Annotated in this window: 12 protein-coding genes and 1 pseudogene; 4 read left to right on the top strand and 9 right to left on the bottom strand. The window is 70.3% G+C overall.

What is annotated here, in order from left to right; translation table 11 throughout:
- Window positions 1-98: 98 nt before the first annotated feature.
- Window positions 99-1,355, bottom strand: a complete 1,257-nt coding sequence (locus AC3AOF_RS19510) for a multidrug effflux MFS transporter (RefSeq protein WP_488346239.1) — start codon at window positions 1,353-1,355, stop codon at window positions 99-101.
- 359 nt (window positions 1,356-1,714) lie between these two features.
- On the opposite strand from AC3AOF_RS19510, the gene AC3AOF_RS19505 reads away from it, so the two are divergent.
- Both AC3AOF_RS19505 and AC3AOF_RS19500 read left to right on the top strand, forming a co-directional pair.
- Complete coding sequence (locus AC3AOF_RS19505; protein ID WP_488346238.1) at window positions 1,715-3,163, top strand: mannose-1-phosphate guanylyltransferase/mannose-6-phosphate isomerase; 1,449 nt, start codon at window positions 1,715-1,717, stop codon at window positions 3,161-3,163.
- 195 nt (window positions 3,164-3,358) lie between these two features.
- Complete coding sequence (locus AC3AOF_RS19500) at window positions 3,359-4,600, top strand: GGDEF domain-containing protein (protein ID WP_488346237.1); 1,242 nt, start codon at window positions 3,359-3,361, stop codon at window positions 4,598-4,600.
- Window positions 4,601-4,680: 80 nt separating this feature from the next.
- On the opposite strand, the gene AC3AOF_RS19495 is transcribed toward AC3AOF_RS19500, so the two are convergent.
- Window positions 4,681-4,947: a hypothetical protein gene (locus tag AC3AOF_RS19495; protein ID WP_488346236.1), complete on the bottom strand. Its 267-nt coding sequence runs from the start codon at window positions 4,945-4,947 to the stop codon at window positions 4,681-4,683.
- Window positions 4,948-4,990: 43 nt separating this feature from the next.
- A complete protein-coding gene (locus tag AC3AOF_RS19490) occupies window positions 4,991-5,701 on the bottom strand; it encodes a carbonic anhydrase (protein WP_236992740.1) in 711 nt (236 codons plus the stop codon).
- A 344-nt stretch (window positions 5,702-6,045) separates the two neighbouring features.
- On the opposite strand from AC3AOF_RS19490, the gene AC3AOF_RS19485 reads away from it, so the two are divergent.
- Complete coding sequence (locus tag AC3AOF_RS19485; RefSeq protein ID WP_236989317.1) at window positions 6,046-7,047, top strand: 4-hydroxyproline epimerase; 1,002 nt, start codon at window positions 6,046-6,048, stop codon at window positions 7,045-7,047.
- A 484-nt stretch (window positions 7,048-7,531) separates the two neighbouring features.
- On the opposite strand, the gene modA is transcribed toward AC3AOF_RS19485, so the two are convergent.
- The 6 genes and pseudogenes from modA to AC3AOF_RS19455 all read right to left on the bottom strand — a co-directional run bounded on the left by modA (window position 7,532) and on the right by AC3AOF_RS19455 (window position 15,254).
- Window positions 7,532-8,311, bottom strand: coding sequence for a molybdate ABC transporter substrate-binding protein (gene modA, locus AC3AOF_RS19480; RefSeq protein ID WP_236989318.1), 780 nt, complete (start codon window positions 8,309-8,311; stop codon window positions 7,532-7,534).
- 83 nt (window positions 8,312-8,394) lie between these two features.
- On the bottom strand, window positions 8,395-9,183 hold the full coding sequence (locus tag AC3AOF_RS19475; RefSeq protein ID WP_236989319.1) for a pentapeptide repeat-containing protein: 789 nt from the start codon (window positions 9,181-9,183) through the stop codon (window positions 8,395-8,397).
- A gap of 232 nt (window positions 9,184-9,415) precedes the next feature.
- Window positions 9,416-10,188, bottom strand: a pseudogene (locus AC3AOF_RS19470) (IS5 family transposase).
- 88 nt (window positions 10,189-10,276) lie between these two features.
- Window positions 10,277-13,450 (bottom strand): multidrug efflux RND transporter permease subunit, encoded by a 3,174-nt coding sequence (locus AC3AOF_RS19465; protein WP_488346235.1) that lies wholly within the window; start codon window positions 13,448-13,450, stop codon window positions 10,277-10,279.
- A 13-nt stretch (window positions 13,451-13,463) separates the two neighbouring features.
- Window positions 13,464-14,660, bottom strand: a complete 1,197-nt coding sequence (locus AC3AOF_RS19460) for an efflux RND transporter periplasmic adaptor subunit (RefSeq protein WP_488346234.1) — start codon at window positions 14,658-14,660, stop codon at window positions 13,464-13,466.
- 219 nt (window positions 14,661-14,879) lie between these two features.
- Window positions 14,880-15,254: a hypothetical protein gene (locus AC3AOF_RS19455; RefSeq protein ID WP_236989321.1), complete on the bottom strand. Its 375-nt coding sequence runs from the start codon at window positions 15,252-15,254 to the stop codon at window positions 14,880-14,882.
- Between the two features lie 152 nt (window positions 15,255-15,406).
- Here AC3AOF_RS19455 and pcaF point away from each other — a divergent pair, with 152 nt between their 5' ends.
- On the top strand, window positions 15,407-16,621 hold the full coding sequence (gene pcaF, locus AC3AOF_RS19450; RefSeq protein ID WP_488346233.1) for a 3-oxoadipyl-CoA thiolase: 1,215 nt from the start codon (window positions 15,407-15,409) through the stop codon (window positions 16,619-16,621).
- Window positions 16,622-16,736: the final 115 nt, after the last annotated feature.

The following is a 16,736-nucleotide window of genomic DNA, read 5'->3' as shown; positions in this document are numbered from 1 at the left end:
GCGGATTTCGCCGAAGTGGTTACCGGTTCGGCGCCGAAAATCTGCGACACGGCAAGAGCCTGAACGGGCGAAGCGTCGGCCTGCCGACGCCAGTCCGCTCAGAACAGCCGGCCGCGCTCGGTCCACAGCACGGTGGCGAGGGACAGCCCGCTCAGGGCGCAATAGCCGAGCGCCAGCGGCGTCACGGTCCCGTCGAAGGACTGGCCGACGAGGAGGCCGCAGAAGGCCGCCAGCAGCGTGGTGTAGAAGCCGATGAACGACGAGGCGGTCCCGGCGATCGCCGCGAGCGGCTCCATCGCCAGGGCGTTGAAGTTCGGCATCGCGAAGCTCATCAGGAACTGGCACGCCGCCAGGGTGACGATCAGCAGCCAGAGCGGCGGCGTCCCGGCGAAGGCCAGGACCAGCGCGAGTTGCAGGCAGGCGGCGAGGAACAGCCCGAGCGTGCCGCCATGGGCCAGCCGCCGCATGCCGAGGCGGCGCACGAGGCGGGCATTGATCAGCGTCGCGACACCCATCGCCCCGGCGATCAGCGCGAAGGCGACCGGGAACAGGGGCCCGAGATGGTAGAGGCCGGTATCGAAGACGGCCTGCGCCGAGCCGACATAGCCCATGATGCAGCCGGTGGTGAGGCCGAGCGCGGTGGCGTAGCCGAGGGAAGCCCGGGTCCGCACCGTGACGGCGATGCCCGATCCGATCGCCCGGGCCGAGACCGGCCGGCGGAAGGCCGGATGCAGGGTCTCGGGCAGGCGCGTGCCGAACCACGCCAGGGTGACGAGCGCCAGCGCCAGCATCAGGCCGAAGATCATCCGCCAGCTGCCGGCGAACAGGACGAGGCTGCCGAGCGAGGGGGCAAGAATCGGCACGATGAGGAAGACCATCATGCAGAACGACATCACCCGGGCCATGTCGCGGCCCTCGTAGCGGTCGCGCACGATCGCCACCGCGAGGACGCGGCCCGCCGCTCCCCCGACGCCCTGGATCGCGCGGGCCAGCAGCAGCACCTCGAAGCTCGGCGCCAGCATGGCGAGCACGCTGCCGGCGAGGTAGATGCCGATGCCGGCGATCAGGGCCGGGCGCCGCCCGGTCCCGTCCGAGACCGGGCCGTAGACGAGCTGGGCGGTCCCGAAGCCCAGCATGTAGACGTAGACCAGGAGCTGCAGCCGGTTGGGGTCCTGGATCGCGAAGTCGCGCTGGATCGCCGGGAAGGCCGGCAGGAAGCTGTCGATGGTGACCGCGGTCAGGCCCATCATCAGGGCCATCAGGGCGACGAACTCGACGAAGCCGGGCCCGGCCCAGCCGGATTCGGGCCGGATCGTCTCGGGCTTGGTCGCCCCGCCGCTCGCGCTGCTCGCCATGGTCATCCCGAGGGGCCGGCTCTCGCGGGAAGGCGGCCGGCAACGGCGCCGAGGAGTGACGCAGGCCCGCCGCACCCGCAAGGCGCGCGGGGGCATGGCAGCGATGCGGCACTCCTCCGCCAGCGGAGGCGCGGCATTCGCGTCCGCGAAACCATGCGGCGCGACTTTCCGGCGGGACGGCCGGAAGTGGCGGGCCCCTCCCCTTTCGAGTCGCTTGATCGGCGTGGCAAACTCCGCAACCTGATCCGGCCTCGCGCGCGGCGGCCTGCCCGGTCTCCCGAGATCCGCACGGCCATCGGCCGCGAAGCCCCTGTTTTTCGAGCCGTCCCCCTCGGCCGTTCACGGCCCGGAGCCCGACCATGTCCGATGCTGGCGACCTGATCCACCCGGTGATCCTGTGCGGCGGATCGGGGACGCGGCTATGGCCGGCCTCCCGGGAGAGCTTCCCCAAGCAGTTCATCCCGCTCGCCGAGTCCGGGCGCTCGTCGTTCCAGGCCACCGCCGCGCGGCTCTCCGACCCCGCCACCTTCGCCCGCCCGGCGGTCATCACCGCCAACGACGCCCGCTTCCTCGTCGCCGAGCAGCTCGCGCAGGGCGGCGTCGCCGCCGACATCCTGCTCGAACCGTGCCGGCGCGATTCCGCCCCGGCGGTCGCCGTCGCGGCGCTCCACGCCGCCGCCCGCGATCCGCAAGGCCTGGTGCTGATCCTCGCCGCCGACCACGCGGTCGGGGACGACGCGGCCTTCGTCGCGGCCGCCCGGGCCGCCCGGGCCGGGGCCCGGGCCGGGCACATCATGACGCTCGGCATCGCGCCGACGCAGCCGGCCACCGCCTACGGCTACATCCAGCCGGGCGCCTCCCTCCCGGGCGAGGCCGGCGCGGACGGCGCGCGGGTCGTCGAGCGGTTCCTGGAGAAGCCGGACGCCGCCCGCGCCGCCGGCCTGATCGCCGAGGGCGCCCTGTGGAACGGCGGCTACTTCCTGTTCCGCGCCGACGTGATGCTGGACGAGCTCGCGGCCCAGGCCCCGGCGGTGCTCGCGGCGGCGAAGGCGGCGTTCGAGACCGCCACCCGCGACCTCGACTTCGTGCGCCTCGGCGAGGAGGCGTTCGCCCGCGCGCCGCAGATCTCGATCGATTACGCGGTGATGGAGCGGACCGCCCGGGCCGGCGTGCTGCCGGTGAGCTTCCCGTGGTCGGATATCGGCACCTGGGGCGCCCTGTGGGAGGTCTCGCCCCGGGACGCCGACGGCAATGCGCTCCGCGGAAGGGTCGCGGTGCGGGACACCCGCAACAGCCTGGTCCACGCCTCGGGCGAGATCCTGACCACGGTGGTCGGCCTCGACGACGTGGTGGTGGTGACGACCGACGACGCGGTGCTGGTGACGAACCGCAGCGCCGGGGCGGAGGTGAAGGGCCTGGTCGAGGCCCTGCGGCGTCGGGCTGAGCCGGAGGCGGATGCCCACCGGCTGATGTACCGGCCCTGGGGCTCCTACCAGCGCATCGACATCGGGTCGCGCTTCCAGGTGAAGCGGATCACCGTGAAGCCGGGCGGCCGGCTGTCGCTGCAGAAGCACCATCACCGCGCCGAGCACTGGGTGGTGGTGCGCGGCACCGCCGAGGTCACGGTCGACGGGGTCGTGCGCCTCGTGCACGAGAACGAGGCGGCCTACCTGCCGATCGGCTGCGTGCACCGGCTGGCCAATCCGGGCAAGATCCCGCTCGAGCTGATCGAGGTCCAGGTCGGCAGCTATACCGGCGAGGACGACATCATCCGCATCGAGGACGTCTATGGCCGCGAGGGCGGATGACGCCCGGCGGCGCGCCCGGTCGCGAGGGGCGGCGCATCGCCGCCTCGGCCCCGCCCGGACTGACGGATTAGTACGACAATACTGGTATCGAAGACGCGCCCGGATTTACCGTGTCGCAACGTTAAGGAACGGGTAGGCCATCCTCACCTAAGGACAGGAGGCGCTGTGGCAGACGCGGCATAGGAGGGTTCGACCTTGGCCGCCGGATGTCCCGCACCGCCCGACGAGACCGGCCGCCTGGACGGGCTGCTGCGCTTCGATCCGCACACGGACGCGCGGTACGAAGCGGAGCATGGCCGGGAGCGTGCCGTCGCCTTGTGCCAGATCGTCCTGTTCGGCGTCGTCATCTACAACGTCGACAACCTCACCAACCTGTGGCTGACGCCCGATCTCTTCGCGCTGAGCGTCGTCTGCCACCTGCTGGTGATCACGCCGGTCTCCCTCGTGCTGGCCTGGCTGATCCGGCGCGTCGGGCCGGCCCGGCGCGAAGGGCTCGCCCTTCTCGGGATGATCGGAGCCGCCGCGGTGCCGATCCTGCTGTTCTGGCTGACGACGGCCCCGCTCGGCAGCTACACGTTCCACACGTCGGTCCTGGCGATCGTCTTCGGGAACATGCTGCTGGCCCTGCGCTTCCGGCACGCCCTCGCCTTCACCGGCCTGGCCTTCGTCGGCGCGATGCTGGCCCTCGCCACCAAGTCGGGCCTCGATCCGAACCTGCGGCTCGGCCTGTCGGTGCAGTTCGTCACCGGCGGCACGTTCGCGCTCTACGCCAATTACCGGATGGAGCGGCAACGATGCCGCGAATATCTCCGGACGCTGGCCGCGCGAACCGCCTCCGAGGCGGCGGAGTCCGAGCGCGAGCGCTATCAGAGCCTGTCGCATACCGATGCCCTCACCGGCCTGCCCAACCGCCGCGCCCTCGACGAGCGCGTGCAGGACTGGCTCGGCGACGAGCGCGCCGTCGCCCTGATGATGATCGACATCGATCACTTCAAGCCGTTCAACGACACGTTGGGGCATCCGGAGGGCGATGCCTGCCTGCGCCGGGTGGCGGCCCTGTTCGCCACCTTCGTGCCGGAAACCGGGATGTGGCCCGAGATCCTGGCCGCCCGCTTCGGCGGCGAGGAATTCACCGTCGTGCTGCGGGATGCCGGGGCGCCGGAGGCGGCCCGGTGCGCCGCCGCCCTGGTGCGCGCCGTCGAGGCGCTGGCCATCCCCCATCCCGGCCGCCCGGATGGGACGGGGGTCGTCACGGTCAGCATCGGGGTCGCGCTGAAGGACGTGGGCGCCGCCCGGTCCCGGCCCGCGCTGTTTACGGCGGCCGACCAGGCGCTCTACCGGGCCAAGAGCCGGGGGCGGAACGGCTATGCCCTGGCGGAGATCGGAGATCCCGTCGGGACGCGACCGTCGATGACGGAGGTCGCCAAAGTTGCCTGACCGGTTGGCCGGCGCCGAGCCGACGGAGCCGAGCCCACGGAGCCGACCCCACGAACCGAGGTCGATGCCGTGCCGGAGCGTCAGCGACCGGTGCAGCGCAGGGCCTCGCGCTGGCAGGCGAAGCCGGGCGTCGAGCAATGGACCCCGTCGGCACCGCGGGTGCACACGCGGCACGAATCGGTCCATTCGCGGCAGCCGGGATCCTCGGCCGGCGACACGGCGACGGGGTGCGGCGCAGGCCCGCGGGCCGGCGCGACATGGGCCACGAGGATCGTCGCCAGGGTGGCGGCGGCGGCGATCCACGCGAAGGCGGCGTCGCGGGAGCGGTCGGGTCGGAAATCGGCCATGCCGGGTTCCTCTCCCGCCGCGCCTCGCCTGTCAATCGAAGCTCTACTCGGCCGCCCGGACCTCGGGCGTCCCGACGCCGGCGGCGGCGAGCCGCGGCGCGGCCGAGGACTCGGCCACCGGCAGATCGTCCTCCTCGGCCAGGACCACGAAGCGCCCGGCCTCACCGTCATAGACCAGGAGGTGGCCGGTCTCGATCTCGAACAGCCAGCCGTGCAGGGTGAGCTGGCCGGCGGCGAGGGCGCTCGCCACCGCCGGGTGGGTGCGCAGGTGGTTGAGCTGCACCAGCACGTTCTCCATCGCCAGGGCGTGCAGGCGGCGCTTGTCGTCGATATCGTCCGGATAGGCGTCGCAGACGATCTTGCGGGCCGCCTCGCCATGGCGCAGCCAGGCGCCGACATTCGGCATTTTTTCCGCGAGGCCCGGGGTGAGCAGGCCCTTCATGGCGCCGCAATCGGAGTGGCCGCAGATCACGATGTCGCGCACGCCGAGCGCCATCACGGCGTACTCGACCGCCGCGGTCACGCCGCCCAGCATGGTGGCGAAGGGCGGCACGATGTTGCCGACGTTGCGGGTGACGAACAATTCGCCCGGGCCCGCCTGGGTGATCAGCTCCGGCACGACGCGGGAATCGGCGCAGGAGATCACCAGGGCCTTCGGCTTCTGGCCGTCATGGACGAGGCGCTGATAGACGGAACGCTGGCTCGGAAACACCTGCTCGCGGAACTGCGTGAAACCCTGAACGATATTGTCCATCATCGGCAACCTCCTCTCTGGGGGCACCGCCCGACGACGCGGAGACCGGCCGGTCGGACGATGCGGCAAACTCCAGGGCCTGGATCGGCATCCGACCGCGTCGCGATCGGGCAGCTTTCCAGGCCGCAGCCGAGCGGGCCCGCCACGGGGCCGCGCCATGATCCCGAGAACGTCGCGAGACGCCGCCGGGTTGCCCTGGGTCGTGTCTCTGCCTGTGCGTCATCTGGCCCGGCGCCGGGCCGGGATGAGAGTGCGGTCCTCGACCGTGGCCGTGCCGCGTTGACGGCGCGGCGAATTCTGCGACGAAGGGGGCGTCCGCGCCTCTCCCGGAGACCGCCCGCGCCATGCACCCGCACACCTTCCTCTGCGTCGACGCCCATACCTGCGGCAACCCGGTGCGGGTGGTCGCCGGCGGCGGCCCGGTCCTGCCCAACGTGTCCATGGGCGAGAAGCGGCAGATCTTCGTCGCCGAGCACGACTGGGTGCGCCGGGCCCTGATGTTCGAGCCGCGCGGCCACGACGCGATGTCGGGCTCGATCCTCTATCCGCCGTCGCGGGAGGATTGCGAACTCGGCGTGCTGTTCATAGAGGTCTCGGGCTGCCTGCCGATGTGCGGCCACGGCACCATCGGCACCGTCACGGTGGCCCTGGAGCAGGGCTTCGTGGTGCCGCGCGTCGAGGGGCACCTGTCGCTCGAAGTCCCGGCCGGCAAGGTCGAGGTCGAGTATCGCCGCAACGGCCGCTTCATCGACGAGGTCCGGCTCTACAACATCCCGAGCTACCTGCACGCCGCCGATGTCCGGGTCGAGGTGCCGGGGCTCGGGCCGCTCACCGTCGACGTGTCCTATGGCGGCAACTTCTACGCCATCGTCGAGCCGCAGCCCGGCTGGGCCGGCCTCGACGGCATGACCTCCGCCGAGATCCTGACCCTGAGCCCGCTGGTGCGCGAGGCGGTGCACCGGGCCGTCGCCCCGGTCCACCCGGAGGATCCGCGCATCCAGGGCCTGAGCCACGTCATGTGGGCCGACCGCCCGAAGCACCCGGAGGCGCACGCCCGCAACGCCGTGTTCTACGGCGACAAAGGCATCGACCGCTCGCCCTGCGGCACCGGCACCTCGGCCCGGATGGCACAGCGCGTCGCCAAGGGCCTGCTCAAGGTCGGCGACGACTTCGTGCACGAGAGCATCATCGGCACGCTGTTCCACGGCCGAGTCGAGAGCCAGGCGGAGGTCGGCGGGCGCGCCGCCATCCGCCCGAGCATCGGCGGCTGGGCCCGGGTGATCGGGCACAACACCATCCTGGTCGACGAGCGCGACCCCCTCGCCTTCGGGTTTCAGCTGGCGTGAGGGCGCCGTTCAATCGGCTTTGTCCGCAGAAACTTGGATAAAGTCCGAGATCTCCCATCCTCCACCTCATCCTGAGGTGTCAGAGCTTGTTTGATTATGATGTGACTGCTGCAGAGGACTTCTTCTTCCAGCCCACAACCTCATCCTGAGGTGTTAGCCGATCGAAGATCGGCTGACCTCGAAGGAGGGCTCCAGGGATCGCGCAGGCTTCTGGAGGCCTCCTTCGAGGTCAGTCCATCGTTGATGGACTGACACCTCAGGATGAGGTCGAGAATGGGAAGAAATTACCCTTCACGTCAAACAGGCTCTCAGTCGATCATCGATCGACTGACCTCGAAGGAGGGCTCCAGAAATCTTTGAGCGAACTGGAGCCCTCCTTCGAGGCTCCTTTCAGTCGCACCTCAGGATGAGGTCGCGAATGGGGAGAAAGAGACGCATGCGTGGCGAGCCTCGCCGATCGGACAGGCCCTGAGGTGTGGAATCGTCATTGCGACGCCCCCTCCCCGATCATCGTGAAGCCCTGCGCCTCGAAGAAGCGCCTTGCGGCCTTGCTCCGCAGATAGGCGAGGAAGCGCGCGCCACCGTCGCCCTTCGCCTCGGCCGTGACCGCGAACGGATAGACCACCGGCGGGTGGCTGCCTTCGGGAAAGACCCCCACCACCTTCACGCCCGGATCCGACCTCGCGTCGCTCTCGTAGACGACGCCAAGCGGCGCCTCGCCGCGGGAGACCAGCGCCAAAGCCGCCCGCACGTTGTCGGCCTGGGCGAGCCGCGGCTGCACCTGCGCCCACAGGCCCAGTGTCTCGAACGCCGCCTTGGCGTATTTGCCGATCGGCACCGAGTTGACCTCGCCGGTGGCGAGCCGCCCGTCGGGACCGAGCGTCCGGGAAAACCAGTCCGGCGTGAACGTCGCCTCGGTCACCCTGGCATCCTTGGGCGCAACCACCACCAGGCGGTTGGCCAGCAGGTTCACCCGGGTCTCGGGCCGGATCAGCTTGCGGGCGGCGAGGTAGTCCATCCATTCGAGATCGGCCGAGGCGAAGAGATCGGCCGGCGCGCCCTGCTCGATCTGGCGCGCCAGCGCCGAGGAGGCGGCGTAGCTCGCCCGCACCGGGATGCCGCTCTCCGCCGCGAAGGCCTTGCCGGCCTCGTCGAGGGCGTTCTTCAGGCTCGCCGCGGCAAAGACCGTGGTGGGTTCGGCGGCCGAGGCCGGGGCCGCGAGGAGGAGCAGGCAGGCGGCCCAGAGGGCGCGGGTGCGGCGCATGGCTAAAACATCCTCTCGTCGCGGCCGAGCGGGTCGGCCGCCGCTTCTTATGTCGCGGCGCATGGCGGCGGCCAATATCGAGGTTACCGGCTCGCCCGCGTGATCGCCCGCTCCGCATTCACCCGCGCCGCCCAGTCCCTGGCCCGATCCTCGCCCTTCAGATCGACGAGCCGCGCGCCCGCCACGTCGGCATTCTTGAACTCCGCCCCCGCCACATTCGCGCCGGTCAGGTTCGCCCCCGACAGATCGGCCCCCGTCAGCACCGCGTCGGTGAGGTCGGCGCCGCGCAGATCGGCATAGTCGAGCCGGGCGCGGCCGAGATCGGCGCCGCGCAGGGTGGCGCCGGTGAGGTTCACCGAGGTAAACACCGTCCGCATCAGGCCCATCGACTGGTTCTTGAGGTCGGCCCCGCCCTTCAGGCCGGCGAGGTTCGCCCCGCTCAGGTTGGCGTTCCGGAAATCGCCGATCGGGATCGCCTGGCTGAGATCGGCGCCGCTGAAATTCGCGTCGCGCGCCATGATGCCGAACATCCGCGCGCCCGCGAGCTTGGCGCCGGAGAGATCCGCCTTCAGGAACCAGGATTGCTCGAGGTTGGCACCAGTGAGGTCGGTGCCGCGCAAGCTGGCCTTGTTCAGGCGCGCGGTGCGCAGGTTGGCGCCGTGCAGGTCGAGGCCGGAGAGGTCGAGGCCGGACAGAGCCTTGCCCGAGAGATCGACCGGCCCACCCCTGGCGATCAGCGCCTCGATGTCGGCCCGGCTCATCTCGGCCTTCGTCATCGCCGGGGAGGCCATGTCGGCGCCGAGCAGCATGTCCTGCTCGGCGGCGGCCGGGCCTGCCATCAGGACGAGGACAGCAAGGGCGAGGCGGCGCATCGGTTCACTCCCGTCGGTGTACCGCGCCGATCGATCGGGCGCCGGCCTGTTGCCCGCAATAGAGCATCAAGCCAGTCCCGAAGCGAGGCCGACCAACAGCCAAGGGCGCGGGCCTTAGAGCGCTTCACGATCGCGGCGCAATCGCGAAGCTCTCTAAGTCCTTGTTATGCCGCATTTTCTGCGACGAACCGGTTTCCACTTCGTCGGAAAATGCTCTAGGCGGTGTGGACAGTTACCTGAGCCATAGTACGATAGCGGCGATAGTGACCACGGCGGCGTAGTTGCGAGCTGTCTTCTCGTAGCGTGTGGCGACACGCCGGAACTGTTTGAGCTTGGAGAAGCAGCATTCAATCAGGTGCCTCTCGGTATAGAGTGCCGTGTCGAGTTCGTACTTCTTGGCGCGTGAGGGATTGTTCGGGATCACGGCCGTCGCGCCCTTGCCGGCAATCGCCTCGCGCAGCCGATTACTGTCGTAGGCCGCATCAGCCAGGACCACCGCAGCGGGGAGATCCGCCAGCAGCGCCTCGGCCTGGGGCGCATCGCCCTTCTGGCCCGCCGTGAGGGCAAACCGGACCGGACAGCCAAGGCCGCGTACGACGAGGTGGATCTTGGTGCTCAGGCCGCCGCGGGACCGGCCCAGCGCCTGATCGGGTGGATCATCAGACCCCCTTTTTTCGCGCCCGCCGCATGTTGGTGAGCGCGCACGATCGTGGAGTCGACGATCAGGTACTCGAAGTCAGGATCATCGGCCATCGCCTCGAAGATGCGCCACCACACGCCTTTCTGGCTCCAGCGACTGAAGCGGCGGAACACGCTGTTCCAGTCGCCGAACACCTCGGGCAGGTCGCGCCACGGCGCGCCGGTGCGCACAATCCAGAGCACGCCCTCCACGAACATCCGGTTGTCACGCCCGGTCGAGCCGCGTTGATCCGGCCGGCCGATGATCAGAGGAGCCAGCCGCTCCCACTGGGCATCGGCGAGAACAAGACGGTCCAGAACTCCCAAGGCGCCCCTCCAAAAAGCAGCCTTGAATCACTCTTCACCGCTCAGGGGAACCCCAAGAGTCCACACCGCCTAGCCCGCGCCCTTCACCTCAATGCCCGTGGGCGTGCTCCCGCGCCGGTTCCGGCGCGTGCACCGCCTCCGGCGCCGCGTCGAGGTTCTCGTCCCGCACGCGCTTCCTCTGGAAGAACCGCATCGCGACGACGAAGAAGACCGGGACCAGGATCACCGCCAGCACGGTGGCGGAGATCATCCCGCCCATCACGCCGGTGCCGATCGCCTGCTGGCTCTTCGAGGCCGCGCCGGTCGCGATGGCGAGCGGCACGACGCCGAAGATGAAGGCGAGCGAGGTCATCACGATCGGCCGGAAGCGCAGGCGCGAGGCCTCGACCGTGGCCGGCACCAGCTTGGTGCCGGGCTTCCAGAGTTCACGGGCGAACTCGATGATCAGGATCGCGTTCTTGGCCGACAGGCCGATGATCGTGATGAGGCCGATCTTGAAGTACACGTCGTTGGGCATGTCCCGGATGAGCACGCCGGCGACCGAGCCGATCACGCCGAGCGGGATGACCAGCATCACCGCGAGCGGGATCGACCAGCTCTCGTAGAGTGCCGCGAGACACAGGAACACGATCAGCACCGACAGCGCCAGCAGCAGGGTCGCCTGCGAACCCGCCTGCTTTTCCTGGAGCGACTGCCCGGTCCAGGTATAGCCGAAGCCCTTCGGCAGCTCGGTCATCAGCCGCTCCATCTCGGCGATCGCCTCGCCCGAGGTGAAGCCCGCCGCCGGCTCGCCGGTGATGCGGACCGACTGGTAGCCGTTGAAGCCGATGATCTGGGCCGGGCCGACGCTCCACTTCAGGCTGGCGAAGGACGACATCGGCACCATCGTGCCCTGCTGGTTCTTGACGCCGTAATTCAAGAGGTCGGTGGCGTTGAGGCGCTGGTTATCCTCGGCCTGGACGATCACCCGCTGCATCTTGCCCCGGTTGGGGAAGTCGTTGGTGTAGACCGAGCCGAGATTGACCTGGATGGTGTCGTTGATGTCGGAGAAGTTGACGCCGAGGGCCGCCGCCTTCTCACGGTCGATCACCAGTTCCGCCTGCGGCGCGGGCGGCAGGCCCTCGACGTAGACGTTCTTGAGGATCGGGCTCTTGCGGGCGATCGCCAGCAACTGCTCCTGCGCCGCCATCAGGGCCGAGTAGCCCTTCTGGGCCCGGTCCTGGAGGCGGAAACTGAAGCCCGAGGCGTTGCCGAGGTTGTCGATCGGCGGCGGCTCCAGCGCCTGGATCACCGCGTCGCGGTAGCCTGCCATCGCCTTGTTGGTCCCGGCGACGAGCGCCGCCGCCGACTGGTCCTTGCCGCGCTCCGACCAGGGCTTGAGCGTCACGAAGGCCTGCGAGGTCATCTGGCCCTGGCCGGAGAACGAGAAGCCGTTGACGATCGTCACGGTCGCCACGCCCGGCTGGGCCAGCAGGTGCTCCTCGGTCTTCTTCACCGCGGCGAGCGTGCGGTTGAACGAGGAGCCCGGCGGGGTCTGGATGTCGACGGTGAAGAAGCCCTGGTCCTCGACCGGCAGGAAGCCCTCGGGCAGGCGCACGAAGGCGTAGGCCACGCCCGCGACCAGGATCAGGTAGACCACCATCATCCGGCCGGACTTCTTCACCGCCCAGGCGACGCCGCGGCCGTAGCGGGCGGTCTCGCGGTCGACGATCCGGTTGAACCAGCCGAAGAAACCCTTCTTGGCGTGGCCGTGCCCGGCCTCGACGGGCTTCAGCAGGGTGGCGCAGAGCGCAGGCGTCAGCGACAAGGCCAGGAAGGCCGAGAAGGCGATCGAGGTCACCATCGCGATCGAGAACTGGCGGTAGATGATGCCGACCGAGCCGGGGAAGAACGCCATCGGGATGAACACCGCGACGAGCACCAGCGTGATGCCGATGATCGCGCCGGTGATCTGGCGCATCGCCTTGCGGGTCGCCTCCTTGGGCGACAGGCCCTCCTCGGACATGATCCGCTCGACGTTCTCGACGACGACGATCGCATCGTCGACCAGGATGCCGATCGCCAGCACCATGCCGAACATGGTGAGCACGTTGATCGAGAAACCGGCGAGCAGCATGATCGTGCAGGTGCCGAGAAGCGCGATCGGCACCACGATTGTCGGAATCAGGGTGTAGCGGATGTTCTGGAGGAACAGGAACATCACGATGAACACCAGCACCACCGCCTCGACGAGGGTGTGAAGCACCTTCTCGATCGAGGCCTCGACGGCGGGCGTGATGTCGTAGGGAATGTCCCACTTCACCGTGTCGGGGAAGAACTGGGACAGCTCGACCATCTTGGCGCGGATGGCCTTGGCGGTGTCAAGCGCGTTGCCGTCCGGCGCCAGCGTCACCGAGATGCCGGCGGCAGGCCCGCCATTGAGGCGGGTGGTGAACTTGTAGTCCTCGCCGCCGAGCTCGATCCGGGCGACGTCGCGCAGGCGCACGGTCGAGCCGTCGGGATTGGCCCGCAAGACCACCGCGCCGAATTCCTCGGGCGCCCGCATCTGGCCCTTGACGGTGATGGGATAGTTGACCGCGTTGGTCTCCGGGCTCGGCTGGGCGCCGACGGCGCCGGACGCGATCTGGACGTTCTGGCGCGTGATCGCCTGGGTCACGTCGGCGGCGTTGAGCGACAGGCCGCGCAGCTTGTCGGGATCGATCCAGACCCGCAAGCTGCGCTCGGTCGAGTACAGGGTGGCGCGTCCGACGCCCGGGATGCGGCGGATCTCGTTGATGACGTTGCGGATCAGGAAGTCGCCGAGGGCGACCTCGTCCATCGACCCGTCCTTGGAGACCAGGGTGATGATGTTCAGCGTCGCGGCCGAGGCCTCCTCGACCAGGATGCCCTGCTGGCGCACCTCCGCCGGAAGCCGCGCCTCGACGCGCTTGAGGCGGTTCTGCACCTCGACGCCGGCATAGCCCGGATCGGTGCCGGGCTCGAAGTTGGCGGTGATCTCGACGACGCCGAACGAATCGCTCGCCGATTCGAAGCTCTGGATGTTGGCCGCGCCGTTCAGCTCGTCCTCGATGAGCCGCGTCGTGCCGGTATAGAGGTCCTCCACCGAGGCGCCCGGGAAGGCGGTGGAGAGGGCGATCGAGGGCGGCGCGATGATCGGGTACTGCGCCACCGGCAGCATCGGGATCGTGAGCACGCCGCCCAGACAGATGAACAGCGCGACGACCCAGGCGAAGATCGGCCGGTCGATGAAGAAGCTCGCCAAGGGGGTGTCCTCCTCAGCGCTGTTCGGTCGAGGCGGGGGCGGGGTGCGAGCCCGCCGACGCCACCGTAGTGGTCTCGAACGGCACCGCCGCGACCTGGGTGCCGGCGACGATCTTCTGGAAGCCCTCGGCGACGACCCGGTCGCCCTCCTTGAGCCCGTCGCGGATCACCCACTGGCCCTCGACCACCGGACCGACCTCGACCGGCTGGAGCACCACCTTCTGGTCCGGCCCGACGAGCCAGACCTGGGCGCGGCCGTCGTTGGAGCGGTGCACCGCCTGCTGCGGCACCGCGATGGCGTCGGAATCGATGCCCTGCTTGATCCGGGCGCGGACATACATGCCGGGGAAGAGCTCGCCGTGGGGGTTCGGCACCACGGCGCGCAAGGTCACCTGGCCGGTGCTCGGATCGGCGGTCACGTCGGAGAACAGCAGGCGGCCGGGCTCGGGGTAGAGCGAGCCGTCATCCATGATGACCCGCACGCTCGCGACATCGGCGGCGAGGCGATCGAGTTCGCCGCTGGCGAGATCCCGACGCAGCTTGTTCAATTCGCCGACCGACTGGGTGATGTCGACGTAGATCGGGTCGAGTTGCTGGATCGTCGCCAGGTTGCTGGCGCCGCCCTGCTCCACCAGCGCCCCTTCCGTCACCAGCGCCCGGCCGATGCGGCCGGAGATCGGCGCGCGCACGTCCGTGTAGCCGAGGTTGAGCTGGGCCCGGTCGCGGGCGGCCTTGGCGCCGGCAACCTCGGCCTCGGCCTGCTTCTGGGCCGCGAAGGCGGCGTCGTACTGGGCCTGGCTCGCGGTCTGGCGCGACAGCAGGGTCTCCAGGCGCTCGGCCTGCTGGCGGGTCAGCACCAGGGCGGCCTCGGCCTTGGCGAGCGCCGCCTCGGCGCTGGCGAGATCGGCCCGGAACGGCATCGGGTCGATCTTGTAGAGGATATCGCCCTCCTTGACCTGGCTGCCCTGCTCGAAGGTGCGCTTGGTGACGAGGCCGGCGACCCGCGCCCGGACCTCGGCGATCCGCGTCGGTGCGGCGCGGCCCGGCAGGTCGCGCTCGTAGGGAATCGGCTGGTGCTTGACCGTCACGATCGAGACTTCCGGCGGGGCGGCCGGGGCCGCGGGGGCGGCGGCCTGCTGGGCCGGCTTGCAGGCGGCGAGCCCGAGGACGAGGGCGGTCGCTCCAAGGAGGATGCGGCGGCGTTGGATCACGGGTCGGTCTTTCCTGCGCGATGGGGAAGCGGCCGGGGCGCGTCGCGCCGCCGGGCGTCCGGGCAAAGGTCGGGGGGCTCGCGGGACTCGGGCGAGCCTTGAGGATGCGCGCATCGGCGCTGCGGCCTTGCGGCGGCGGCGAGCCGGAAGACTCGCAAGGTTCCGAGGCGGAGATGTGACGAGGGGTCCGCTTCCGCAAGGGAACGGACGGACCAGCCGTCAGGCGGCGGCTTTCGGCGGGCGCTCGGGCAGGGCGGCGCCGGCCTGGACCAGGGCACCGAGGCGGCGCGGGGGCATCGGCGTGGCGGCGCCCGCCGCCGGATCCTCGGCCGGGCAGGCGAGGTTCGTGCTCGCCGCGCCGCCATCGTCCGGGCGGGGATTGTCGACGCTGGTCGCCGTGAGGGTGCAGGCCGGGCTCTTCACCCAATGGGCATGCAGGCTCGCCATCGGCGAGGCGCCGTGGCCGGCACGCAGCACCGGCTCGGGACGGCCGGACGCGGCATCCGCCGCCGACATCGCCAGGAGGGCGAAGCCGAGGCCGAGAAGGGCGGTCGCGCAGAAACGCGCGAGAGATGTCCAGAGACGACCGGTCACGGAGCGGAACAGTGGGGGTTCCGACCGCAGCGCACAAGACGCCGCGACATTCTGTCAGTCGCGCGATGGAGTACGGGCGGACGCCGCCCGGGCTTGATCGGAGACGCGCATCGCCGTACCGGTTTTTCGAAACCACGATCGGGAGAGAAGCCATGAGCGCGCCGCGGGACGTCTACATCTGCGATTACGTGCGCACGCCGATCGGCCGCTACGGCGGCGCGCTGGCCCGTGTGCGGGCGGACGACCTCGCCGCCGTGCCGCTGGCGGAACTCGCGCGGCGCAACCCGGCCCTGAAGGACGCCGTCGAGGAGGTGTTTCTCGGCTGCGCCAACCAGGCCGGCGAGGACAACCGCAACGTCGCCCGCATGGCGCTGCTGCTGGCCGGCTACCCCGAGCGGGTGCCGGGCCTGACCCTCAACCGCCTCTGCGCCTCGGGCCTCGACGCGGTCGGGGCGGCGGCCCGCGCGATCCGGGCCGGCGACATCGACCTGGCCGTGGCCGGCGGCGTCGAATCGATGACCCGGGCGCCCTTCGTGATGGGCAAGAGCGAGGGCGCGTTCCAGCGCCAGGCCGAGATCCACGACACCACCATCGGCTGGCGCTTCGTCAACCCGGTGCTCAAGGCGCAGTACGGCGTCGATTCGATGCCGGAGACCGCCGAGAACGTCGCCGAGGAGTATCAGATCGGCCGCGCCGACCAGGACGCCTTCGCGCTGCGCTCGCAAGCCCGGGCGACCCGGGCGCAAGCCGACGGCACCTTCGCAGCCGAGATCGTCGCGGTCGAGATTCCCGACCGCAAGGGCGGCCATGTCAAGGTCGAGCGCGACGAGCATCCCCGGGCCGACACGACCGCGGAGGGACTGGCGAAGCTCAAGCCTTTCGTGAAGAAGGACGGCACGGTCACCGCCGGCAACGCCTCGGGCGTCAACGACGGCGCCGCCGCCCTGGTGCTGGCGACCCGCGAGGCCGCCGAGCGCCACGGCCTGACCCCGATCGCCCGGGTGCTCGGCCTCGCCTCGGCCGGCGTGCCGGCGCGCATCATGGGCATCGGCCCGATTCCCGCCGTCGAGACGCTGTGCGCGCGGCTCGGCCTCACGCCGTCCGACTTCGACGCGGTCGAGCTGAACGAGGCCTTCGCCTCGCAGGCGCTCGCCTGCCTGCGCGGCCTCGGCCTGCCCGACGATGCCGACCACGTGAACCCGAACGGCGGCGCCATCGCGCTCGGCCATCCCCTCGGCATGTCGGGGGCGCGCATCGCCGGCAGCGTCGCGCTCCAGCTCGGCCGGACCGGCGGCCGGCTCGGCCTCGCGACGATGTGCGTCGGCGTCGGCCAGGGCGTGGCGCTGGCGGTCGAGCGGGTCGGCTGAGCCGACTCACCGGCAGCGGAGCGGGACACGGCTCCGCTCCGCCGCCAATCGACCCGGCGGGGGATCGCGAAGTCGGGGACGAGCGCTCCATCGTGCCGCACTGCACCATGGCGGG

The organism is Methylobacterium sp. 142-1Y (assembly GCF_057747795.1).
The sequence above is the reverse complement of the archived record's forward strand: the minus strand, read 5'-3'. Positions and strand labels throughout refer to the sequence as shown.